Origin of the sequence: Micromonospora sp. NPDC049240 (assembly GCF_040647835.1) — a bacterium.
Classification (GTDB): domain Bacteria; phylum Actinomycetota; class Actinomycetes; order Mycobacteriales; family Micromonosporaceae; genus Micromonospora.
The window spans coordinates 82,235-104,464 of the sequence record NZ_JBEZCX010000024.1 but is presented as its reverse complement, the minus strand read 5'-3'; the positions used below and the strand labels follow the sequence as shown (position 1 = coordinate 104,464).

Genomic DNA, 22,230 nt, shown 5'->3' with positions numbered 1-22,230 from the left:
ACCGACAAACGCCGGTAGCCGGCAGCCGGGTCAGTGCGACGCCGGGCGGGCCATCGATCCCGGTTCGCCCGCCCGACGGGGGCCGCCCGAACGCTTGAGCGCGAACACCCCGCCGCCGATGAGCACGGCGCTGAGCACGATGCCGAAGAGGTTCGCCTCGGTGAGACTGCTGAACGCCATGAGCAGACCGATGATCACCGACACCCCGCCGACGAGCCGCAGGAGGTAACGCCCGACCGCCTTGCCCCGTGAACCCATCATGGACCGTCGGCTACCCGGTTGCCCGGTACGGCAAACGGAAGAGATCGTGGTGACATTTGTACCGGCCGACCGGGTATCGCCGGCCCTGCCGCCCCACCACCACCGGCTCCTACCGTCTCCGGTGTGGACGACGACGCGGTACGACTGGCCGGGCTCACCCGGCGCTACGGCCCGGTGCGGGCCGTCGACGCACTCGACCTGACCATCCCGCCGGGGAGCACGGTCGCCCTGCTCGGCCCCAACGGCGCCGGCAAGACCACCACGCTGGAGATCCTGCTGGGACTTCTCCCGGCCGACGCCGGCACGGCGTCGGTGTTCGGCCGGAAGCCCGCCGAGGCGGTGCGGGCCGGCCGGGTCGGCGCGATGCTCCAGCACGCCGGCTTCGTGCCCGGCGCCACCGTCGCAGACCTGGTCGGGCTGGCCCGGGCGCTGCACGCCCGCCCGCTGGACACCGACCGGATCCTCGACCTGGCCGGCCTCACCGACCTGGCCGCGCGCCGGGCGGACCGCCTCTCCGGCGGGGAGGCGCAGCGCGTCCGGTTCGCGTTCGCGCTGGCCGGCGAGCCGGACCTGCTGGTCCTCGACGAGCCCACCACCGCGCTCGACGTCGACGCCCGGCGGGCGTTCTGGGCGGCCATCCGGCGGTACGCCGACGACGGCCACACCGTGCTGTTCAGCACCCACCAGCTGCACGAGGCCGACGAGTACGCCGACCGCGTGGTGGTGCTCGCCGCCGGCCGGGTGGTGGCGGACGGGCCACCTGCCCGGATCCGCGCGCTGGCCGGCGCCCGTACCGTCGCCTTCGATCTCGCCGGCGGGCTGGTCGACGGCCTGGCGGAGCTGCCCGCGGTGCGCTCGGTCGAGGTGCGCGGCGAGCGGGTGGTCCTCACCACCACCGACGCCGACGCGACGGTGCTCGCGCTCGCGACCGGCCGGGGCTTCCGGGGCCTGGAGGTCGCCGCCCCCGGCCTGGAGGCCGCCTTCCTCGCGCTCACCTCGACCGGAACGGAGTCCTGACATGCGCGCCTACCTGCGATTCGAGCTGCGGCGGCTGGTCCGGGACCCCCGGCTGACGATGTTCACCGTCCTGGGGCCGGTCGTCACGTACCTGATCTTCTCGCCGCTGGCCGGCGACGACCGGTTGTCCGGCCTCGACGCCGCGACCGCGCTGATGGTCGGCCTGGCCGGCTACGGCGCGGTGGCCGGTGCGCTCACGGTGGCCGGGTCGGTCGCGCAGGAGCGCGCGTCGGGCTGGCTGCGTCAGCTCCGCGTCACCCCGCTGCCACCCGGCCGGGTGCTGGCCGTCAAGACCCTCACCGGCATGCTCAGCGGCGTACCGGCGGTCGTCGCCGTGGGCCTCACCGGCGTGCTCCAACACCATGTCACGCTCTCCGCCGGCCGGTGGGCCGCGCTGGTGGCGCTGCTGGTGCTCGGCACCGCGCCGTTCGCGCTGCTCGGGCTCGCCATCGGGTACGGGCTCGCGCCGCACCTCGCCCAGCCGGCCGTCTTCCTCGCCTTCCTCACCCTGTCCGTGCTCGGTGGCCTGCTCGTGCCGGTGGCGTACTTCCCGGACGCGCTGCGGCACCTGGCGCACGCGCTGCCCACGTACCGGTTCGCCGAACTGGGCTGGCGGACGGTCGACGGTCGGGCGCCCAGCCCGGTCGGGGTGACGGTGCTGCTGGCCTGGACGGTGGCCTTCGCCGGGTTGGCGACCGCCGCGTACCGTCGCTCGACCGGCCGCCGCTGACGGTCGTACGGTGTCTGCCATGGCCGTCACCGACCCGGACGCCGCCCGGCGGCGACGCGGCATCGCGCTGGTCGCGGCCCACACGCTGTGGTTCTGGCTGCTGGTTCCGCCGGCCGCCGCGATCGCCGGGGGCCGGGTGCGGCCCGCCGCGCCGGCGGCCGTCGGACTGGTCGCGTTCGCGCTGCTCTACCTCGCGTTGGTGGCCGTGCCGGTGGCGTCCCTGCCGGTCCCGCCGACCGTTCGGCGCCTCGGACTGGCGCTGTTCGCGTTGCTCGGCGCCGGCCTGGCCGGCGCGTACGCCGGTGGGCCGGGCGGCTGGCTGATCCTGCTGATGTACGTGGCGGCGGCGGGCGCCGTGACGGTGGCCCGGCCGGCGCGGGGCGCCGCCTGGGTCGGCGGTGCGGTCGCGGCGGTTCCGGTGATCGGCGCGGCTCGGGGCGCGCCGGTCGCCGACACCGCGCAGACCGCGCTGATCACCATGCTCGCCGGCGCCATGACGCTGGCGTTCGCCCGGATGGCGCAGCTCGTCGACGAGCTGCGCCGGACCCAGCGGGAGCTGGCCCGTTCGGCGGTCAGGCAGGAACGGCTCCGGTTCGCCCGGGACCTGCACGACCTGCTCGGGCACACGCTGTCGTTGGTGGTGGTGAAGGCGGAGGTGGCCCGCCGCCTGGCCCGGACCGACCCGGACCGGGCGGCGACGGAGGCCGCGGACATCGAGCGGATCGGCCGGACCGCGCTGGCCGAGGTCCGCGAGGCGGTCACCGGCTACCGGGACCACAGCTTCGGCCGGGAGTTGGCCAACGCCCGGGTCGCCCTGGCCGACGCGGGGATCGCGGTGACGGTACGCCGCAGCGGTGACCCGCTCGGCGTGGCCGCCGACGACGTGTTCGGCTGGGTGCTCCGCGAGGCGGTGACGAACGTGCTGCGGCACAGCCGGGCGTCCCGGTGCGAGATCGCGCTCCACACGGGACGCGACGGGTCGGTGCTGACCGTGCGGGACGACGGCGTCGGCGGCCGGCCCGGGTTCGGCAACGGGCTGCGTGGACTCGCCGAGCGGCTGGGTCGGGCCCGGGGCACGCTGGACGTCGGACCGGCGCCCGGCGGCGGCCTGTTGCTCACCGCCCGGATCGATCGTCGACCGGCCGCGGCGGTGCCGGCGTGATCCGGCTGCTCCTCGCCGAGGACCAGGGCATGATGCGGGGCGCGTTGGCCCTGCTGCTGAACCTCGAACCCGACCTCGAGGTGGTGGCCGAGGAGAGCACCGGGGCGGGCGCGGTGGCGGCGGCCCGGCGGACCCGGCCGGACGTGGCGCTGCTCGACATCGAGATGCCCGACGGCACCGGTCTGGATGCCGCCGCCGCGCTGCGCACCGAGGTGCCCGACTGCCTGGTGCTCATCCTCACCACGTTCGGCCGCCCCGGCTACCTCCGCCGGGCGATGGAGGCCGGCGCCCGGGGATTCCTGGTGAAGGACGGGCCGGTGGCGGAGTTGGCGGCGGCGGTCCGGCGGGTGCTGGCCGGCGAGCGGGTGATCGACCCGGCGTTGGCGGCGGCGGCGCTGTCGGCCGGCCCCGATCCGCTGACCGACCGGGAACGCGCGGTGCTGGCCACCGCCGAGGACGGGGCCACCGTCGCCGACATCGCCGCCGAGCTGCACCTGTCGGAGAGCACGGTCCGCAACTACCTGTCGGCGGCGATCGGCAAGACCGGCACCCGCAACCGGATCGAGGCGGCGCGCACCGCGCGGGCGAACGGTTGGCTCTGACGACCGGCGGTCAGGGCCCCGGGCGAATCTCCATCTCGGCCACCAGGCCGTCGACGAGGCGGTAGACGTGCGTGACGGTATGGTCCGCCAGCTCGACGCCGGCCCGGTCCCGCACCACCTGGCGGACCGACACGGCGACCCGGCCGTCGGGCTCCACCGTGAAGGCGGTCGGCGTCACCGACGGGTCGAGTTCGGCCCACTGCCGCCGCCAGTAGTCGCCCACCTCGGCCCGGCCCCGGAGCACCCCACCCTCCCAGCCGTTGGGCCAGGAGACGTCCGGCGTCATGGCCGCCAGCAGGGTCGGCACGTCGCGTTCGTTGAACGCCGCGTAGAGCGCCGTGAGCCGGGCCGGTGCCGCGTCGGATCCGAGGGTCGTCATCCCCCGAGTGTGGCCCGCGCGGACCGGTTGCGGCCGGTGACTTCGCGCTGGGCAGAACGTCGGTCGACGACGTCGCGCCGGCCAGGACCTCAGCCGTCGGCGAGGAGCCGGTCGCGGACCTCGCGGCGCAGGATCTTGCCGATCTGGGAGCGGGGCAGGCCCTCGACCACCACGACCCGGCGGGGCACCTTGTAGCCGGCCAGGTGGGCGCGGCAGGCGGTGCGGATCGCCTCCGGGGTGCCGGCCACGGCGGGGTCGAGCACCACGGCGGCGACGACCTCCTCGCCGTCCGCGGTGGGCACGCCCACGGCGGCGGCTTCGACCACGCCGGGGACGCGGCGCAGCGCGTCCTCCACCTCGGACGGGTAGACGTTGAAGCCGCCGGTGATGATGAGTTCCTTGATCCGGTCGACCACTGTCAAGAAGCCGTCGGCGTCCATGGTGACGATGTCGCCGGTGCGCAGCCAGCCGCCGGGCAGCAGCACCTTCGCCGTCTCGTCGGGCCGGTTCCAGTAGCCGGTGAACACCTGCGGGCCGCGTACCAGCAGCTCGCCGGCCTCGCCGGGGGCACGGTCGCGGCCCGGGTCCTCGGGGTCGACGATGCGCACCTCGGTGGACGGGAACGGCACCCCGACCGTGCCGGGCCGGCGGGTCGACGCGACCGGGTTGCCCAGCGTGATCGGGGACGTCTCGGTCATGCCGTAGCCCTCGACCAGCAGCCCGCCGGTCACCGACTCCCACAGCTCCACGGTGGCCGGCGGCAACGCCATCGCGCCGGAGATGGCGTACCGGATCGAGGTGAGGTCGACGCCGCGCTCGCGGGCGGCGGTGGCCAGCCGCGCGTAGACCGGCGGCACGGCGGGCAGGAAGGTCGGCGGGCGACGGCGGGCCGCGTCGAGCACCTGGTCGGCGTCGAAGCGGGGGAACAGCACCAGCGTCGCCCCGATGCCGACGGCGAAGGTGAGGCAGAGCGTCAGGCCGTAGGCGTGGAACAGCGGCAGCACCGCGTACACGGTCTCCGCGCCGTCGCGCAGGCCGGGCACCCAGGCCCGGCCCTGCGCGGCGTTGGCCCGCAGGTTGCGGTGGGTGAGCACGGCGCCCTTCGGCATGCCGGTGGTGCCGCCGGTGTACTGGAGCAGCGCCACGTCGTCGACGCCCGGGCCGGGATGCGCGGCGGGCAGCGGTTCGGCGGCGCCGACCAGCTCCGACCAGGCGCGCGCGCCGGGCGCGGGGCCGGTCATGGCCGCGCGGGCGGCCCGGACCTTCGGCAGCGGCAACCGCAGCGCCCACCGCTTGAGCCGGGGCAGCGCCGCGGTCAGGTCGACCGAGACCACGGTACGCACGGCGCCGCGGCCCGCCACCAGCGGCGCGACCTTGTCCCACGCGATCGCGACGGTGGCGCCGTGGTCGGTGAGCTGCCGGTCCAACTCGTCGGCGGTGTACAGCGGGTTGTGTTCGACGACCACCGCGCCGAGGCGCAGCACCGCGTAGAACGCGACCACGTGCTGCGGGCAGTTCGGCAGCACCAGCGCCACCCGGTCACTCGGTCGGACGCCGAGTCGGCGCAGCGCCTCGGCGGCGCGGGCCACCTGGTCGGCGAGTTCGGTGAAGGTGGTGGTGGCGCCGTAGAAGTCGAGCGCCACCCGGGGCCCGAACCGGCCGGCCGCGTCGGTGAGCAGGTCGACGAGGGAGCCGTCCGGTTCCGGGACCTCGGCCGGCACGCCCGGGGCGTAGCTGCGGGTCCAGGGCCGCCGGTCGGTCGCGTCCATCGCCGTCTCTCCTCGCTGCGCGGATGACGGCCCCAGCCTAACTTAACCGGCCGGTAACCTACGTTGGCGTAGGTTACCGGGTTCGTCACATCAGCGGTGCGACGCCGAGTGCCGGTGCGCTATCCGCCGGGTCTTCACGATCGCGAAGATGACGACCGCGGCCAGCGCGACCACGCCGATGATGATGAGCCAGCGGACCGCCTCCAGCAGCAGTCCGAGCAGGATGAGCACGCCGGCGACCACGCCGACCACCCAGAGCAACGCGCGCATGTCGGTGCCTCCCGTCTCCTCCGGTCGGCCGCGCGCTTTCCCGCTTCCCGGCCCGGCATGCCCGGCCGGACCTGCCGTCGGCGGACGGTCAGCGCCGGGCCACGTAGACGGTGTTCGCCGCCTCCCGCCCCTGCAACGGGTTGGGGAACCGGACGACGTGCGCCACCGAGGTCGGGAACACCTCGGTCAGCGTGCGCTGGAACGCCGGATCCGGCGGGTCGTTCGACCAGAGCGCGAAGACGCCCTCCGGGTGCAGCAGCGCGGCCAGCCGGCGCAGCCCGTCGACCGTGTAGAACGGCGCATGGTCGGGGTGCAGCACGTGCCGGGGGGAGTGGTCCACGTCGAGCAGCACCGCGTGGAACCGCCGCCCGGGCTCGTCCGGGTCGAAGCCGCCGCCGGCCACCGCGGCGAAGAAGTCGGCCCGCACGAACCGGGTACGCGGATCCGCGGCCAGGCCGGCGGCGAACGGCAACAGCTCCTGCCGGTGCCAGTCGATCACGTCCTCGATCGCCTCGACCACCAGCAGCGAGCGCACCCGGGGGTCGGCCAGCGCGGTGCGCGCGGTGTAGCCGAGCCCGAGCCCGCCGACCACCACGTCCAGCGTCTCCCCGGGCAGCGGGGCCAGCCCCAGCCGGGCCAGCTCGATCTCCGCGACCGGGAACGCGCTGGACATGAGGTACTCGTCGCCGAGCTTCACCTCGTACACGTCGGCGTCCAGCGCCGGGTCGCGACGCCGGCGCAGGCTGATCTCCCCGATCGGCGTCTCCCGCCAGGCCAGTTCCTCGAAACGCGTGCCCACCCGGTGTCCCCTCCGCCGATCCGTTCCCGGATGCTACCGGCCGACCGCGACCCGGCCGGCGGGAACGGGCCGGTCCGGCCGCCTCGGTCGGCGGATCCGCCTCAGTCGGCGGGTCGGGTGGCCACCACCACGGTGTCCAGCGCGTCGACCGTGCCGCCGTCGGCGGTCGGCACCGGCCGGCGGGCCGTCTCGGCGCGCCCGATGCGCAGCCCGGCCAGCCCGTCGACCACCGCCTCCGGGGTGAGCAGCACGCTCGCGTCCTGCGGACCGCCGGTGCCGGCGTCGAGGTTGGCCAGGTCGTGACCGACCACCACCAGCGTGCCGCCCGGGCGCAGCGCCGACCGGGCCGCCGCGAGCACCCCGGCGAAGTCGGCGGCGGGCAGGTGCAGATAGCTGATCAGCACCAGGTCGTAGCTGCCCGGCACCGGCCGGTACGCGGTCACGTCGGCCACCCGCCAGTCGACCGTGACGGCCCGCGCGGCGGCCAGCTCACGCCCCCGCTCCACGGCCACGGCCGAGAAGTCGACCGCGTTGACCCGCCAGCCCTGCCCGGCCAGCCACACCGCGTTGCGCCCCTCGCCGGCGGCGACGTCCAGCGCGGAGCCGGGGCTCAGCCCGGACACCGACTCGACCACGAAACGGTTGGGTTCAGCGCTCCACACCAGTCCCGACGCGTTGGCGTACCGTTCGTCCCAGGCGCTGCTGTCCACTGTGTCCCCTCCTTCGGCGGCCCCACACCGCCACCGTGACCGTACCGGCTGCGGCAAGGATGACCAGTCCGAGTCCCGCGAGCGGCGGCAACTGCCGGACCAGCACGAACCCGCCCATCGCCACCACGAACCAGCCGAACGACAGGCGGAGCACGTGCTCCGGGATCCGGCCGGCGAGCCGCCCACCGAGCAGGCTGCCGACGATCGCGGCGACGGTGACGGCCGCGGCCAGCGCCCAGTCGATCCGCACGCTAGACAGGTAGCCGGCCAGGCCGGCGAACGACTTCATCGCGATGACCACCAGCGACGTGCCCACCGCCACCGGCATCGGCAGGCCGCCGAGCAGCGCCAGCGCGGGCACGACCAGGAACCCGCCGCCGGCGCCGACCAGGCCGGTGACCAGCCCGACGACCACGCCGTCGAGGATCACCCGCAGCGTCGGCAGCTCGCGCGGCATGGGCCGCCCCTCGACCGGGCGTCGGCCCCGGATCATCGCCGCCGCGGTGGCGAGCATCATCAGCGCGAACGCGGTGAGCAGCACGCTCGCCGGGACGAACCCGGCCAGCCGGCCGCCGGCGTACGCGCCGGTCATGCCGGCCACGCCGAAGATCAGCCCGGTGCGCCAGCGGACCCGGTGGGCGCGGGCGTGCGGCAGCACGCCGACCGCGCTGGTGGCGCCCACGACGAGCAGCGAGGTGGCGATGGCCTCCTTGGTGGGCAGACCGGCGACGTAGACCAGCAACGGCACGGCGAGGATCGACCCGCCGCCGCCGAGCAGGCCCAGGCTCACGCCGATCAGCACCGCGCCGGCCAGCGTGAGCACCAGCGCGGTCACGACCGCCGCCCGGCGTCGTCGCGGAGCCGGCCGACGACGGTGTCCAGGTCGCAGCTCGCACCCCGGTTGTACGGCAACCGGCCGAGCAGCATGCCCATGGCGCAGGTGTTCGAGACCGCCGCGACGGTGAGACCGGCGCCGATGGCGCCCGCGACCCACTTCAGGCCCGGCACGAACACCGAGCCGAGCACGCCGGCCAGCACGATCGAACCGGCGACCAGGCGGACCTGACGCTCCAACTCCCAGCGCGGCCGGCCCTTGACGACCGGGGCGCTCGCGGCCTGCCAGGCCAGCATGCCGCCGTCGAGCACCCGGAGGTTGGGCAGGCCGACGGTGGCCAGCGCCCGCTCCGCCTGGCCGGCGCGGGCGCCGGAGCGGCAGATCAGCACCACGTCCTCGTCCAGGTGGGCGCGCAGCTCCGCGCGGTGCTCCCGGAGCAGGTCCAGCGGCACGTTGTAGGCGCCGGGGATGTGCGTGGCCTCGAACTCGCCGGGGGTGCGGACGTCCAGCAGCCGGGGCGCGCGGCCGGCGGCGATCAGCTCGCCCAGCGTCGCCGCGTCGACGGTCGACGGGTTGGTGGTGGTCATGTCTGTTCTCCTTCGGTGGTTTTGCGGGCAGGGGTCGTCGCCGGCCGGCGCGTCGCGCGCCGGCCGGGCGGGGTGGCGGGGACGGTCAGCCGGCCGGGGCCATCCGGACGCCGGCCGACTCGGCGCGGCCGAACGCGTCGTCGATCAGCACCACGTCGCGGCCGGCGTTGGCCAGCAGGGACGCGGCGGCGGTGGCCCGGTAGCCGGAGCCGCAGTGCACCCAGACCGTCCCGGCGGGCAGGTCGGTGAGCCGTCCGGGCAGGTCGGGCAGGGGGACGTGCACCGCGCCGTCGACGTGCCCGGCCCGCCACTCGTTGGTCATCCGGACGTCGAGCACGACCTGCGGGGCGGGCAGTCCGGCCGGGATGTGGCCGGCCTGCGCGGCGGCCAACGCCGCGAAGTCGGCCACGGTCAGCTCGCGCAACTCCGCGCGGTCGGTGGCCCACTGCCCGGGGTCGCCGGTGGCCTGCGCGGCCGGCCGGTCGACGCCGATCCGGACCAGCTCCCGCTGGGCGTCGGCGACCTGCTCCGGCGTCTCCGCCAGGAGCGTGATCGGCACGCCCCACTCGATCAGCCAGCCGAGCCACGTCGACATCGGCCCGTCCAGGCCCAGACCGACGGTGCCGGCCAGGTGCGAGGCCGCGTACGCCTTGCGGTGCCGCAGGTCGACCACCCACTCGCCGGCGGCGATCCGGCGGCGCAGCTCACCGGCGTCGGCGCGGGCCACCGGCGTGAGGTCGACCGGGGCGGGGCCGGCGGCGTTGGCCACGCCCATGTGCGCGTAGTAGGCCGGGTAGGCGTCCAGGCCGGCGAGCGTCTCGGTGACGAACCGGTCGGCGGCCAGCCGCAGCACCGGGTTGGCCGCCTTCTCCCGGCCGATGGTCGACTCCGGGGCGTCGGCCTGGCGGGCCGAGCAGAAGCTGCCGAAGCCGTGCGTGGGCCACACCTGCGCGCCGTCGGGCAGCAGGTCGACCAGCTTGCGGGCGGAGGCGTGCTGGTGGTGGGCCAGCTCGTGGGCGTGCCGCTGGCCGAGCAGGTCGGTGCGGCCGGTGGTGCCGAACAGCAGCGACCCGCCGGTGAACACGCCGGCCGGGGTCCAGCCGCCGCCGCCCGCCTCGTCCAGCACGTACGACAGGTGGTGGAAGGTGTGGCCGGGGGTGCCGACCACCCGCAGCCGCAGGCCGTCCGACACCGGCACCACGTCGCCGTCGGTCACCGGCATCCGGTCGAAGCCGACCTCGTCGGCGGCGGACACCAGGTAGTGGGCGCCGGTGATCCGGGCCAGTTCCAGGCCACCGGAGACGTAGTCGTTGTGCAGGTGCGTCTCCACCACGTGGGTGATCCGCACTCCCCGCGCGCCGGCCAGGTGCAGGACGCGGTCGATGTCGCGCTGCGGGTCGACCACGACCGCCACCCGGCCGTCGGACGCCAGGTAGCTGCGGTCGCCGAGCGAGGACGTCGCGATGACTGTCACCTCGGTGCTCACGTGCGTTCTCCTCTCCTCGTCCCCAGATACCCCCGGGGGTATGTGGGAGGCAGACTCCGGCCCGGTTCCGGGCGCGGATTACCCGCCCGCGTCGCGATCAGGCGGCGCGGGCGGAAGTCGGTGGGTCAGGCCAGGGCGAGGAAGAGCTTCTCCAGCTCCTCCTCGGTCATCTCCGGCTCCTCGCCCGCCCGGCGGGCGGCGCCGCAGTGGCGCATGCCGGAGGCGATGATCTTGAAGCCGGCCCGGTCGATGGCCTTGGAGACGGCGGCGAGCTGGGTCAGCGCGGCGCGGCAGTCCTCGCCGTTCTCCATCATCTCGATCACGGCGTTGAGCTGCCCCCGGGCCCGCTTGAGTCGGGTCAGCGCGTCACTGGTCATCTCGGGTCGAAGCTTCACGTCCCACCTCCTGCCCCCGACCATACCCCCGGGGGTACCCAACCTGCCACCGCCCCTGCCGCCCGGGGGCAACGCAGGGTGGGCGGGGGATCGACGGAGCGCTTATCCTGTGCGGCGACTATCCCGATGGAGGGCCCGATGGCGTCGCGGCAGGACCAGCTGCACTCGTACCAGTTCACCGTGCAGCGGGCGGTCGCCGCACTGGTGATGCGGGAGACCGATCCGGCGCAGTCGCCGTTCCGCCGGTTGGCCGGCGCCGGCCTGGCCAGCGTGCTGGTCGCGGTGATCGCGCTCGGCGGAGTGGCGTTGTACGGCCTGTTCACCGGCGGCGGCAGCTCCTGGCGGGACACCGGTGCGGTGATCGTGGAGAAGGAGTCCGGCGCCCGGTTCGTCTACCGCGACGAGAAGCTGCACCCGGTGCTCAACTATGCCTCGGCCCTGCTGATCATCGGGGCGGAGCGGCCGAAGACCGTGCTGGTCACCCGCCGGGCCATCGACGGGGTGCCCCGTGGGCTGCCGCTCGGCATCGCCGACGCGCCGGATTCGCTGCCCGCGCCGAACCGGCTGGTCGGCGACGGCTGGACGCTCTGCTCGTCGGTGACCGTGGAGGCGGGCCGGCCCGAGGCCCGCTCGGCGCTGTTGATCGGGCGGGCCGCGGCCGGTGGGCGGGCGCTCGGCGACCAGGGCCTGCTGGTCCGCCACCCGGACGGCGGCCTGCACCTGCTCTGGCACGACCGGCGGTACCTGCTGCGCGACACCGACCGGGTGCTCGCCGCGCTGGCCGCCACCCGGGAACGGGCCGTCCCCGTCGCGGCGGCGTTGCTCAACACCGTGCCGACCGGCGCCGACCTGGTCCCACCGCCGGTGGGCGTGCTCGGCGCTCCCTCGGCACGGGTCCCCGACGCCGCCGTGGGCGACGTCTACCTGGTGCGCAACTCCGGCGGCGGCCGGCAGTACGCGGTGGTGGCGCGCGACGGGCTGGCCGGCATCACCGAGTTGCAGGCCGCGCTGCTGCTGGCCCGCACCGGGCAGGGCGAGCCGGCACCGATCACGCTCGGCCGGTTCGCGGCGCTGCCGAAGCTGCCCGACCTGGTGCCGGCCGGGCCCGCCGCGCCGCCCGCCGTGCCGCCCCGGCTCGCCACCGCCGATCCGGGCGCGCTCTGCGCGCGGGCCGGTGACGACACCGGCGTACGCGAGATCCGGCTCGGCGTCACCGCACCGGACCCGGCCGCCGCCGCGCGTACCGCCGGGGGTCGGGGTGGGCTCGCCGACCAGGTCGTGGTGGAGCCCGGGCGCGGCGCGCTGGTGGAGGCGGTGGCCGCCCCGGGCGCGACCGGCGGCACCGTGTGCGTGGTCACCGACCTGGGCCGGCGGTACGCGCTGGCCGGCGCGGACGTGCCGGGCATGCTCGGCTACTCCGGGGTGCGGCCGGTGCGGCTGCCGGCGGGACTGGTGGACCTGCTGCCGGCCGGCAGCCCGCTCGATCCGGCAGCGGCCCGTGCCGTGGCCGCCCCGGCCTGACCGGGCGCGGCTCGGGCCGGCGCGAGTACGCCGGGCGTGACCGGGGCCGGGCGCGACTCAGGTCGAGCGCAACCGGGCCGGGCGGGCGACTCAGGCCGGGCGGCGCAGCACGGTCACCGCGAACCCGGCGTCGTCCTGCCAGGGACGCAGGTCCCAGGTGGCGAAGCGGTGCTCCCGGCGCAGGCCGGCGGCGACCGCGTCGGCGTCCAGCTCGGCGACCGGGTAACCCCGGTCCGTGCCGAAGCCGACCACCACCACGCCGTCGGGACGCACGTGCGCGGCGATCCGGGCCAGCACGGCGCGCTCGGTGCCGGGGGCGACGAAGGTCATCACGTTGCCGGCCACCACCGCCGCGTCGAACGGCTCGGGCTCGCCCTGTGCGGGCAGGTCCAGCTCGGCCAGGTCGGCGACCAGGAACCGGGGACCGGGGTGGTCGGCGCGGGCGGCCTCGACAAGCGTCGGATCGGCGTCGACGCCGACGACGGTGTGGCCGCGGTCGGCCAGCACGGCGGCGACCCGGCCGGTGCCGCAGCCGGCGTCGAGGATCCGCGCGCCGGGCGGCACCAGCGCGTCCACCAGGCGGGCCTCGCCGGCCAGGTCCGCCCCCTCGGCGGCGAGGCGGCGGAACCGGTCGACGTACCACTGCGAGTGGCCGGGCTTGGTGTCGGTCACCCAGCGGGTCGGCTTGCTCATGGGCCAACCGTAACTGATCTTGTTCAGGTCAGCGCGAGGAACGTGGCGGCGGCCAGCGGCGCGCCGAGCGCGGCGCCGGCCAGCACCTGCGGCCCGGTGTGGTCACGCAGCCGCACCCGGGACCAGCCGACCGCCGCCGCCAGCGGCCAGCCCAGGTGCGCCACCGGCCCGAACAGCAGCACCAGCACGGTCACCGTGGCGGCGGCCACCGCCGCGTGGATGCTCAGCTTCCACCAGTGGTTGACGAGCGTGCAGGCCGCGCCCACCACGAAGATGACCACGATCACCGCGAACAGCTCGGCCGGCGCGTCCAGCGCCGCCAGCAGCAGCAATCCGACCGCCACCGAGGCCAGGCCGATCGACAGCGGCCGGGCCCGCTGCCGGTGGTCGCCGACGTGCCGGTCGGTGAGCCGACCCCGGCGTACGCCGTGGACGATCACCCCGACCGGGATGATCGCGCAGCACAGCAGCGCGGTGCCGCCCCAGAGCAGGAACTGGGCCGGTGAGCGGCTGACCCGGGCGGCGGCCACCAGCGGCAACGCGGTCACCAGGACGCCCGGTGCGAACACCTCGGTGAGCAGCCGGGCCAGCCGCGCGCCGGCCGGGCGCTCCCGTGGTGATCGCACCGGGTCATCCTGGCATGCCGCCGTCCCTGCTCAGCCCTTCTCGGCCCCACTGGTGAGACCCTCGGTGAGCAGCCGTTCGCCGGCGAAGAAGAGCACCACGATCGGCAGGGTGAGGATGACCGAGCCGGCCATCAGCACCGTCTTGGGCACCTCGACTCCGTCGGCGAGCAACGACAGCCCCAACGAGACGGTCCACCGGTCCGGCCGGTCGACCAGGAACAGCAGCGCGAACAGGAACTCGTTCCAGGCGATCATGAAGTCGTAGAGCGCGACCGCCATCACCGACGGCGCGGCGAGCGGCAGACTGACCCGGCGGATGATGCCGAGCCGGCCGGCACCGTCGATCGCCGCGGACTCCTCCAGGCTGACCGGGATGGTCTCGAAGTAGTTCTTGAGCATGTAGACCGAGACCGGCAGCGTCTGCGAGATGTAGACCAGCACCAGCCCGAACAACGACCCGCGCAGCCCGGCGCGGCTGAAGACCACGAACAGCGGGATCGCGATGACGATCGACGGGAACAGGTAGACCGCCAGGAACAGCGCGCTGACCTGCCGGCGGCCGAAGAACCGCAGCCGGGAGACCGCGTACGCGCCGGGGATGGCGACCACCAGGGTGAGCACGGTCGCGGCCAGCGCCACCAGGCCGCTGTTGCGGATGAACGTGAGGAAACCCTGGCCGCCGCTCTCCACCGACTTCAACACCTCGGCGTACGTGGCGACGGTCAGCTCGCCGAACGGCACCCAGAGCGAGCCGGGGTCGAGCAGCAGGCGCTCGATCGGGCGTACCGACAGCACCAGCATGTACCAGAACGGCAGCAGCGTGACCAGCAGGAAGCCGGCGATCACCAGCCGGCGCAGCCAGCGCAGGCTGACCGTCTCGATCCGGTCCCGATCCATCACGCCTCCCGTTTCGCGCCGAAGAAGCGCAGGTAGATGGCCACGAACACGAGAAGCACCACGGCCAGTACGACCGCCTGGGCAGCGGCGGCGCCGATGTCGGTACGCGCGGTGAGGAACTGGTAGACCCGGACGCTGACCACCTCGGTGCCGGCCGAGCCGCCGGTGAGCAGGTAGACGTCGTCGAACTTGTTGAACGTCATGATGAACCGGAGCACGCCGAGCAGCGCGATCACGGGCATGAGCTGCGGCAGCAGGATGTGCCGGAAGCGCTGGGTCGGGGTGGCGCCGTCGACCCGGGCGGCCTCCTCCAGCTCCGCCGGCACGGCCTGGAGCCGGGCCAGCAGGAACAGGAACGCGAACGGGAAGTAGCGCCACGCTTCGAACGCGATCACCGTCCACAGCGCGGTGGACTCCTGGGACAGGAACGCCACCGGGGCGTCCCAGCCGAGGAAGCGCCGTCCCCAGTCGTTGACGATGCCGAGCTGCGGGTCGAGCATCACCTGCCAGACGAACGTCATGGCGACCACCGGCGCCACGTACGGCAGCAGCATCGACGCGCGCACGAGCGTACGGCCCCGGAACGGCCCCCGGACGGCCAGCGCCGCGACCAGGCCAACCACGATCGAGCCGGCGGTGCCGCCGACGCTGTAGACCACGGTGGTCCAGAGCGTGTCGGCGAACCCGGGGGTGTGCAGCACCCGGTCGATGTTGTCCAGCGTCAGCTCGCCGAACAGGCCGGTCTTGCGCAGCGTCGCCAGGCGTACCCGCTGGAAGGCCAGCACCACGGTCCAGACGATGGGTATGCCGATCACCGCGAGCACGACGAGCAGCGTCGGCGCGACCAGCGCGAGCCCGGCGCGGGACTCCCGGCGGCGCAGCGTCAGCGGGCGGCGGCCGGGCCGGCGGGGCCGCTCCGGGGTGGGGGAGCGGCCGGCCTCCGGCGCGACGGTGGTCAATTGACGCCCTTGGCGATGGCCTCGACGTCCTTCTTGGCGCGCTCGGCGGCGGCCCGGGCGTCGGACTTGCCGCCGACCACGTCCGCGAGCGCCTTGGGCACCGGCAGCTCGCCGAGGATGGCGCCGACCAGCTTGCCCTGACCCTGGGTCAGCCCCCAGCGCTGGAACGTGTCCGGGCTCTTGCGCAGCGTGGCCAGCACGTCGTCGCCGTAGACGTCGGAGAGCGGCTTCTTGGTGTCCACCCCGGCCGGGCTGGTGTTCCACAGCGTGCGGAACTTCTGCTTGTCCTCCGGCGTGCCGGTGCGCACCGGGAACCGCCCCTCGGGGGACATGCCGAACCAGCGCGGGTAGCCGTCGGAGAGCATGTACTCCACGAAGGATGTCGCCGGGTCGGCCGCGTCGTCGAGCACCGCCCAGGAGCTGACCTCGCCGTACTGGGCCGGCGCGGTGCCGTTCGGGCCCTTGATCGCGGTGACGAAGCCGCTGTTCTTCGCCAGCCACGCCGGGTCGGCCTGGCACTGCGGGCAGGTGGGCCGCGCGTCGTCGCGCAGGCCGGCCAGCTCGTCGAGGACGAACGGCGACCAGATCAGCATGGCCGCCCTGCCGGCGAAGTAGGTGGCCCGGGTGGTGTCGACGTCCTGCGCGCCCCTGACCGAGTTGTTCCGCATCAGGTCGCCGTAGAACCGGAACGCCTCCACGCACTCCGGTGAGTCGAGTGTGACCTTGCCGGCGTCGTCGGTGAGCTGGCAGTTGTTGGCCAGCGCGAGGTGCTCGAAGGTCTGCTGGGTGAACACGTCGCCGGGGGCGGTCGCCGCGGTGATGCCGGCGACGCCGCCGGTGTTCAGCTTCGCCGCCGCGGCGGCGATCTTCTCGTACGTGTCGGGGGCGGGCAGGCCGGCCGCGTCGAACAGGTCCTTGCGGTAGACGAGCAGTTGGCCCCAGCCGTCGCTGGGCACCGCGAGCTGGGTGCCGCCGTCACTGGTCAGCTCCAGCGCGCGGGGGGAGAACGTGTCCCGCCCGAGCTTGTCCACCACGGCCTTGTTGGCGTCCGGCTCCAGCAGCTCGTTGGCGGCGAGCGTGCGGACGCCGGCGAGCGACACCGAGCCGACCACGTCGGGCAGGTCGCCGGCGGCGGCGCTGGACGCGATCAGCGACGGGAACTGGTCCTCGTTGACGGTGACCAGGTTGACCTTCACGCCGGTCTTCGCGGTGTAGTCGGCGATGATCGCCTTGGTGGCGGTGACCCGGTCGGCCACGTCCTCCAGGCTCCAGACGGTGATCTGGGAACCGTCGGATTTCTGCTCGTCGTCGCTGCAGGCGGTCGTGCCGACCCCGGCCAGTGCCAGGATCAGGCTCGAAGCGAGCAGCCGTGTGGAGGGTGATGGCATCGGCGGCACTCCTTCTCGAAAATACACAGCACGCCATCAATACCCGCAGATTCATCAATCTAATCACATATGCCCATTTTTGGGTTAGCATTGAGGCCGGCACTTTCCTCGGAGCGACGCCATGGCCAACTGGGTTGTCTCTCTGGCCGGGCCCCGGAGCATCCGCCTGGAGCCCTGCCCCCCGGACCGCCTCGGCCCGGGTCAGGTCCGCGTCCGCACCTGCTACTCCGGCATCTCCGCCGGCACCGAGCTGACCCTCTACCGGGGCAGCAACCCCCGGCTCCGCAAGGACTGGGACGCCACCTCCCGGATGTTCGTGCCCCGGCAGGCCGCGCCCGCGTACCCGGTGGTCGGCTTCGGCTACGAGGAGGTCGGCGAGATCGTCGAGGTCGCCCCCGATGTCGCCGACCGCCGCGCCGGCCAGCTCGTCTGGGGCATCTGGGGGCACCGCGCGGAGGCCGTGCTCGCCGCCGCCGCGACGCACCCGCTCGCCCCCGGCCTCGACCCGCTCGCCGCCGTCTTCGCCCGTCCCGGGGCCATCGCGCTGACCGCGGTGCTCGCCGGTGACCTGCACCTCGGCGACTGGGTCGGCGTCTTCGGCCAGGGCGTGATCGGGCTGCTCGGCACCCGGCTCGCGGTGCTCTCCGGCAGCCGGGTGGTGGCCGTGGACCGGATGCCCGGGCGACTCGCGCACGCCACCCGCCTCGGCGCCCGCCGGGTCGTCGACGCCGCCGGCGACTCGGCCGCCGCCGCGCTGCGGGCGGCCACCGACGGTCGCGGCGCCGACGTCTGCCTGGAGCTGTCCGGCGCCTACCCGGCGCTGCACGAGGCGATCCGGGCCACCGCGCACGCCGGCCGCGTCGTCGCCGCCGGCTTCTACCAGGGGTACGCCCACGGGCTGGAACTCGGCGAGGAGTTCCACCACAACCGGATCCAGCTGGTGGCCGCCCAGGTCTCCGGCCCCGACCCGGCCCCCGGCACGGCCGGCCGGTGGTCCGGGACGCGGATCGCGCACACCTTCATGGACCTGGTGGCGGAGGGCAGCGTCGACCCGCTGCCGCTGGTGAGCCACGTCGTCGACGCGGGCGCGGTGGCCGACGCGCTGGCGTTGCTCGACCGCGGTGACGGTGACGTCCTCCAAGTGGTGCTGAGGTTCTGACATGGACATCCCACTGGCCTGCCAGGAGCAGTTGCTCCCCGGCGCCGACCTGATCGACAAGTACGCCCTCGCCGTCTCCCTCGGCTACCGGGGCATCGAGCTGCGCGGGCGGGGGGACCTGGCGTTCGCCCGGCGGCTGCCGGAGCTGCGCCGGGCTCGCGCCGCCGGGGTGGTGACGCCGACCGTCTGCGTCGAGATGGACCACTTCATCGGCGACTTCGACCCGGCCCGCTCCCGGGACGCGGTGCGCAACCTGCGCTCCCAGCTCTCCGTCATCGCCGAGCTGGGCGGCGTCGGCGCGATGACGCCGGCCGCCTGGGGCATGTTCTCCCGCCGGCTGCCGCCGCACGAGCCGCCCCGGTCGCCCGAGGCCGACCGGCGGGTGCTCGTCGACGCCCTGGGCGAGCTGGGCGAGCACGCCCGGTCCGAGGGGGTCACCCTGTTCCTGGAACCGCTCAACCGGTACGAGGACCACATGGTCAACCGGCTCGACCAGGCGGTCGAGCTGTGCCGTGCGGTCGGGTCGCCCGCGGTACGGGTGGTCGCCGACACCTACCACATGAACATCGAGGAGGACGACCCGTGCGCCGCGCTGCGCGCCGCCGCGCCGTACCTCGGGCACGTGCAGGTCAGCGACTCCAACCGGCACCAGCCCGGCGCCGGGCACCTGGACTGGGCCGCGCTGCGGGACACGCTCGCCGGGATCGGCTACCCCGGCTGGCTGGCGCTTGAGTGCCGGCTGCGCGGTGAGCCGGTCGCCGCGCTGCGCCAGGCCGCCGCCGTGCTGACCTCCGTCCGGCCCCGGCGGGCCGCCGCGTGACCGGCAGCCTGGCGGCCGGCGTACGGGCGGGCGCGGAACGGGACGCCCGACTGCGTCGGCTCGCGCTGGCCACGTTGGACGCCAACTGGGAACACGACCACACCGTCCCGTCCCGCACGCTCTACCCGCACCAGTGGAGCTGGGACTCGGCGTTCATCGCGGTCGGGCTGGCGCACGTGCGACCGGACCGGGCCTGGCGTGAGCTGCGTACGCTGTTCGCCGCCCAGTGGGTCGACGGGCGGGTGCCGCACATCGTGTTCAACCCGGCGCCGCACCTCGGCCCGTACTTCCCCGGGCCGACGTTCTGGGACTCGGCGTGCGCCGACGGCGCGCCGGCGGTGGCCACCTCCGGCATCGTCCAGCCACCGGTGCACGCGCCGGCCGCCTGGCTGGTGCACCGCCGCGCCCCCTCCGAGGCGTCGGTGGCCGCGCTGCGCCGGCTCTATCCCCGGCTGGTCGCCCAGCAGCGCTACCTGACCGGGCGGCGGGACGTCGGCGGCGGCGGCCTGGCCGCCATCGTGCACCCGTGGGAGTCCGGTCTGGACAACAGCCCCGCCTGGGACACCCCGCTGGCCGCGGTGCCGGCCGACGAGGCGGTGATGCGCGCGTACCGCCGGCACGACACCGCGCACGCCGACGCCACGCACCGGCCCACCGACCTGGACTACGCGCGGTACGTCGCGCTCGTGGACAGCTACCGGGCCGGCCGCTACCGGGACGAGGGGCTGCTCGGGCGGCACCCGTTCCTGGTGGAGTGCCCGCTGGTCAACGCCGCGCTCGGAGTCGCCGAGTACGCGCTGGCCCGGATCGCGACGGTCGTCGGCGCCGACCCGTGCCCGCACCGGGACCGGGCCGCCCGCCTCACCGAGGCGCTGGTGAGCCGCCTCTGGGACCCGGTCACCGGCACGTTCCGGCCGCGTGACGTCCGCACCGACCGGCTCGTCGGCCCCCGTACCGTGCTCGGGCTGCTGCCGCTGGCCCTGCCCGACCTGCCGGAACCGCAGGTGCGGGCCGTGCTCGCCGAGGCGTGCTCGTCCCGGTTCGGCCTGGCCGCCCGGATGGACCGGCCGCTGCCCACGTACGACCGCACCGCGGCGAACTTCGAACCGCTGCGGTACTGGCGCGGGCCGAGCTGGGTGAACACCGGCTGGCTGCTCTGGCAGGGCCTGCGGACCCACCGCCGGGCCGACCTGGCCGCCGGGCTGCGGGACTCCCTGCTCGACCTGGTCGACGGCGCCGGCTGCCACGAGTACTTCCACCCGGACACCGGCGCCGGCCTCGGCTCGCCGGCGTTCAGCTGGACCGCCGCGCTGGTGCTGGACGTGCTCGCCGAGGGCTGACCGGCGCGGACCGGCCGCCGACCCGGTGGCGTCGCCCCGGGGCCGCTGTCGCCGACCCCGGTGGTCAGGCGATGCCGGCCGGCATGCCGCCACCGAGCCGCAGCGCCGACATCGGCGCGTCGTCGATCGCGTAGCCGAGCGCGTCGACCACCTCGACCACGCCGCTGACCTGCCGGGTCAACCGCAGCGCCAGGTGCACCGTGGACCAGCGCTCCACCTGCCCGGTGAGCGTCACCACGCCGCCGTGCACGGCCACGTCCACCACGCCGTCGCGCACACCGAGCGTACGGCGCAGCACCTCGTCGACCACGTCCCGCCGGATGTCCGCATCCGGGCGCAGGTGCGCCTTGAGCAGGTCGCCGCGGGTCACGATGCCGACCAGCCGGCCCAGGTCGTCGACCACCGGCAGTCGCTTGACGCCGCGCGTGTCCATCAGCCGGGCCGCCTCGACGAGCGTGGCGTCCGGCGCGACGGTGACCGGGGGAGCGGTCATCAGGTCGGCCGCGAGTGTCGCGCCGGCCTTCGCCCGCGCCTCCCGGCGGTGCCGGTTGGGCCGGAGCCGCCGTTCCTGGGGCTGTCCGGACAGCCCAACCTTGTACATCAGGTCCGCCTCGGAGACCACCCCGAGGACCCGCCGGCCGCCGTCCACCACCGGCGCCGCCGTGACGTGCCGGTCGGTCAGCACGTCGACGATCTCCCGGTACGCCGTGCCCTCCCGTACCGTCGCCACGTCGGTGGTCATCACGTCCTGCACCTGCCACGTCCGCATTGCCGGCCTCCCGATCTCCGCGACGCCGCGTTCCGGCGCCTCCGGTGGCTCCCGCTCGGCACGTCCGACGCCGCGACCCGGAGCCACCCGTCTCCGACGCTAGGCCGCCGTGACCGGCCCGAGCAGGGGCGCACGGACCCACCCCCCAGGCCCTAGGTCCCCCGCGCCCCCGCGCCCCGCCCCTCCTCACCGATCTTGCAGTTGTGGCCCGCGAGACGTCGGATCGGTCGCTTTTGTCGGGGCGGCAAGTGCAAGATCGCGGGCGCGGGCGCGGGCGCGGGCGCGGGCGCGGGGGTGGGGTTGGGGTTGGGGGTGGGGGTGGGGTGTTTGTGGGGGTGGGGGGTGGGTACTCGCGGGGGCCGGCGGGGCGGGGGTCTCCCGGGAGGTCGGCGACCGGCTGCCAGGGGAGGGCGGGATGCGGTTTCCGCTGTTCGTCGACGCGGTGGCGCGTCGTGCCGAGCTGCCCACCGACGACGCGGCGACGATCTCCCGCGCGGTGTTGCAGACCCTTGCCGAGCGGATCACCGCCGACGAGTCGGCCGACCTGGCCGCCCAGCTTCCCGACGACGTCGGCGGCTACCTCGCGACGGCCGGGCCGCCGGCGACCGGGGCCGCGGTGGACTTCCTCTACCGGGTGGCCGACCGGGCCGCGGTGGATCCGGCGCTGGCCGAGGTGGGGACGCGGGCGGTGCTCGCCACGCTTCGGGAGACGGTCACGGTCGGCGAGTTCCAGGATCTGGTGGCGCAGCTACCCCGGGGGTTCGACGCGATGGTGGACCCGCTTCCGCGTCCGCCGTACGATGTCTGAGCACGCTCCCCGCGACCCGGGTCGAGCTGCGGAGCGGCCGCCCATAAGGCGAAGATTTAACCGCCCAGAAGTACTTTCACCGTAAAATAACTCGCGAGTAGCCATCTACGCTGAAAATCGTCTACGCGCTAGAGGGATGATCGGACGAATTCCTCCGTCCGAGGTGCCAGGGGTCGTCCCCCCTTCGGCTCGACCCGGATCGATCCTCTTCCGGTCGAGAGATTGAGCTTTATTCTGCTTCCAATGTG

25 protein-coding genes are annotated in these 22,230 nt (G+C 74.8%); 9 read left to right on the top strand and 16 right to left on the bottom strand.

Features of this window, described 5'->3' with window-relative positions:
* Positions 1-30: 30 nt before the first annotated feature.
* Positions 31-261, bottom strand: coding sequence for a hypothetical protein (locus AB0B02_RS28330; RefSeq protein WP_357305335.1), 231 nt, complete (start codon positions 259-261; stop codon positions 31-33).
* 123 nt (positions 262-384) lie between these two features.
* Here AB0B02_RS28330 and AB0B02_RS28325 point away from each other — a divergent pair, with 123 nt between their 5' ends.
* Genes AB0B02_RS28325 through AB0B02_RS28310 form a run of 4 tightly spaced genes read left to right on the top strand, consistent with a single transcriptional unit; the run spans position 385 to position 3,772 of the window.
* Complete coding sequence (locus tag AB0B02_RS28325) at positions 385-1,278, top strand: ABC transporter ATP-binding protein (protein WP_357305332.1); 894 nt, start codon at positions 385-387, stop codon at positions 1,276-1,278.
* 1 nt (position 1,279) lies between these two features.
* Positions 1,280-2,008, top strand: a complete 729-nt coding sequence (locus tag AB0B02_RS28320) for an ABC transporter permease (protein WP_357305328.1) — start codon at positions 1,280-1,282, stop codon at positions 2,006-2,008.
* A gap of 19 nt (positions 2,009-2,027) precedes the next feature.
* The gene (locus AB0B02_RS28315; protein ID WP_357305325.1) at positions 2,028-3,170 is read left to right on the top strand and encodes a sensor histidine kinase; all 1,143 of its coding nucleotides are present in this window, start codon (positions 2,028-2,030) and stop codon (positions 3,168-3,170) included.
* Entirely contained in the window at positions 3,167-3,772 is a 606-nt protein-coding gene (locus AB0B02_RS28310) for a response regulator transcription factor (RefSeq protein WP_281940477.1), read from the top strand. Before AB0B02_RS28315 ends, AB0B02_RS28310 begins: the two co-directional genes overlap by 4 nt.
* Before the next feature lie 10 nt (positions 3,773-3,782).
* Here AB0B02_RS28310 and AB0B02_RS28305 read toward each other — a convergent pair whose 3' ends face one another.
* From AB0B02_RS28305 to AB0B02_RS28265, 9 genes are all read right to left on the bottom strand, one after another.
* Positions 3,783-4,151 carry a nuclear transport factor 2 family protein gene (locus AB0B02_RS28305; RefSeq protein WP_281940479.1) on the bottom strand — a complete coding sequence of 123 codons (369 nt, stop codon included), beginning with the start codon at positions 4,149-4,151 and terminating at the stop codon, positions 3,783-3,785.
* 89 nt (positions 4,152-4,240) lie between these two features.
* Complete coding sequence (locus tag AB0B02_RS28300; RefSeq protein WP_357305320.1) at positions 4,241-5,920, bottom strand: long-chain-fatty-acid--CoA ligase; 1,680 nt, start codon at positions 5,918-5,920, stop codon at positions 4,241-4,243.
* A 90-nt stretch (positions 5,921-6,010) separates the two neighbouring features.
* Positions 6,011-6,190 carry a hypothetical protein gene (locus AB0B02_RS28295; protein WP_281940483.1) on the bottom strand — a complete coding sequence of 60 codons (180 nt, stop codon included), beginning with the start codon at positions 6,188-6,190 and terminating at the stop codon, positions 6,011-6,013.
* 88 nt (positions 6,191-6,278) lie between these two features.
* Positions 6,279-6,989, bottom strand: coding sequence for a spermidine synthase (locus AB0B02_RS28290; RefSeq protein ID WP_281940484.1), 711 nt, complete (start codon positions 6,987-6,989; stop codon positions 6,279-6,281).
* Between the two features lie 101 nt (positions 6,990-7,090).
* On the bottom strand, positions 7,091-7,699 hold the full coding sequence (locus tag AB0B02_RS28285) for a class I SAM-dependent methyltransferase (protein ID WP_281940486.1): 609 nt from the start codon (positions 7,697-7,699) through the stop codon (positions 7,091-7,093).
* Positions 7,638-8,534 (bottom strand): sulfite exporter TauE/SafE family protein, encoded by an 897-nt coding sequence (locus AB0B02_RS28280; protein ID WP_357305315.1) that lies wholly within the window; start codon positions 8,532-8,534, stop codon positions 7,638-7,640. Before AB0B02_RS28280 ends, AB0B02_RS28285 begins: the two co-directional genes overlap by 62 nt.
* Positions 8,531-9,121 (bottom strand): rhodanese-like domain-containing protein, encoded by a 591-nt coding sequence (locus tag AB0B02_RS28275; protein ID WP_357305312.1) that lies wholly within the window; start codon positions 9,119-9,121, stop codon positions 8,531-8,533. Before AB0B02_RS28275 ends, AB0B02_RS28280 begins: the two co-directional genes overlap by 4 nt.
* 85 nt (positions 9,122-9,206) lie before the next feature.
* Positions 9,207-10,607, bottom strand: a complete 1,401-nt coding sequence (locus AB0B02_RS28270; RefSeq protein WP_281940491.1) for an MBL fold metallo-hydrolase — start codon at positions 10,605-10,607, stop codon at positions 9,207-9,209.
* A 125-nt stretch (positions 10,608-10,732) separates the two neighbouring features.
* Positions 10,733-11,002: a metal-sensitive transcriptional regulator gene (locus AB0B02_RS28265; protein WP_281940493.1), complete on the bottom strand. Its 270-nt coding sequence runs from the start codon at positions 11,000-11,002 to the stop codon at positions 10,733-10,735.
* Positions 11,003-11,140: 138 nt separating this feature from the next.
* Here AB0B02_RS28265 and eccB point away from each other — a divergent pair, with 138 nt between their 5' ends.
* Positions 11,141-12,523 (top strand): type VII secretion protein EccB, encoded by a 1,383-nt coding sequence (gene eccB, locus AB0B02_RS28260; protein ID WP_357305307.1) that lies wholly within the window; start codon positions 11,141-11,143, stop codon positions 12,521-12,523.
* A gap of 90 nt (positions 12,524-12,613) precedes the next feature.
* Here the strand turns inward: eccB and AB0B02_RS28255 are convergent, their stop codons facing one another.
* From AB0B02_RS28255 to AB0B02_RS28235, 5 genes are read right to left on the bottom strand one after another with little or no spacing between them, the layout of a single operon-like run.
* On the bottom strand, positions 12,614-13,216 hold the full coding sequence (locus AB0B02_RS28255; RefSeq protein WP_281940497.1) for a class I SAM-dependent methyltransferase: 603 nt from the start codon (positions 13,214-13,216) through the stop codon (positions 12,614-12,616).
* A 23-nt stretch (positions 13,217-13,239) separates the two neighbouring features.
* Entirely contained in the window at positions 13,240-13,842 is a 603-nt protein-coding gene (locus AB0B02_RS28250; protein ID WP_357305303.1) for a phosphatase PAP2 family protein, read from the bottom strand.
* A 30-nt stretch (positions 13,843-13,872) separates the two neighbouring features.
* A complete protein-coding gene (locus AB0B02_RS28245; protein WP_107162409.1) occupies positions 13,873-14,739 on the bottom strand; it encodes a carbohydrate ABC transporter permease in 867 nt (288 codons plus the stop codon).
* Positions 14,739-15,698 (bottom strand): sugar ABC transporter permease, encoded by a 960-nt coding sequence (locus AB0B02_RS28240; RefSeq protein WP_281940501.1) that lies wholly within the window; start codon positions 15,696-15,698, stop codon positions 14,739-14,741. The genes AB0B02_RS28245 and AB0B02_RS28240 overlap by 1 nt, the downstream gene beginning before the upstream one ends.
* Positions 15,695-17,086 (bottom strand): extracellular solute-binding protein, encoded by a 1,392-nt coding sequence (locus AB0B02_RS28235; RefSeq protein ID WP_357305298.1) that lies wholly within the window; start codon positions 17,084-17,086, stop codon positions 15,695-15,697. Before AB0B02_RS28235 ends, AB0B02_RS28240 begins: the two co-directional genes overlap by 4 nt.
* A 121-nt stretch (positions 17,087-17,207) precedes the next feature.
* Between AB0B02_RS28235 and AB0B02_RS28230 the strand changes: the two genes are divergently transcribed.
* The 3 genes from AB0B02_RS28230 to AB0B02_RS28220 are packed head-to-tail and all read left to right on the top strand — an operon-like array spanning position 17,208 to position 20,405.
* On the top strand, positions 17,208-18,245 hold the full coding sequence (locus AB0B02_RS28230; protein ID WP_281940505.1) for a zinc-binding dehydrogenase: 1,038 nt from the start codon (positions 17,208-17,210) through the stop codon (positions 18,243-18,245).
* 1 nt (position 18,246) lies between these two features.
* Entirely contained in the window at positions 18,247-19,065 is an 819-nt protein-coding gene (locus AB0B02_RS28225; RefSeq protein WP_281940506.1) for a sugar phosphate isomerase/epimerase family protein, read from the top strand.
* Positions 19,062-20,405: a hypothetical protein gene (locus AB0B02_RS28220; RefSeq protein WP_357305294.1), complete on the top strand. Its 1,344-nt coding sequence runs from the start codon at positions 19,062-19,064 to the stop codon at positions 20,403-20,405. The genes AB0B02_RS28225 and AB0B02_RS28220 overlap by 4 nt, the downstream gene beginning before the upstream one ends.
* A gap of 64 nt (positions 20,406-20,469) precedes the next feature.
* On the opposite strand, the gene AB0B02_RS28215 is transcribed toward AB0B02_RS28220, so the two are convergent.
* On the bottom strand, positions 20,470-21,174 hold the full coding sequence (locus tag AB0B02_RS28215) for a CBS domain-containing protein (RefSeq protein ID WP_357305291.1): 705 nt from the start codon (positions 21,172-21,174) through the stop codon (positions 20,470-20,472).
* 415 nt (positions 21,175-21,589) lie between these two features.
* Here AB0B02_RS28215 and AB0B02_RS28210 point away from each other — a divergent pair, with 415 nt between their 5' ends.
* Positions 21,590-21,982: a DUF2267 domain-containing protein gene (locus AB0B02_RS28210; RefSeq protein WP_107155450.1), complete on the top strand. Its 393-nt coding sequence runs from the start codon at positions 21,590-21,592 to the stop codon at positions 21,980-21,982.
* Positions 21,983-22,230 lie beyond the last annotated feature (248 nt).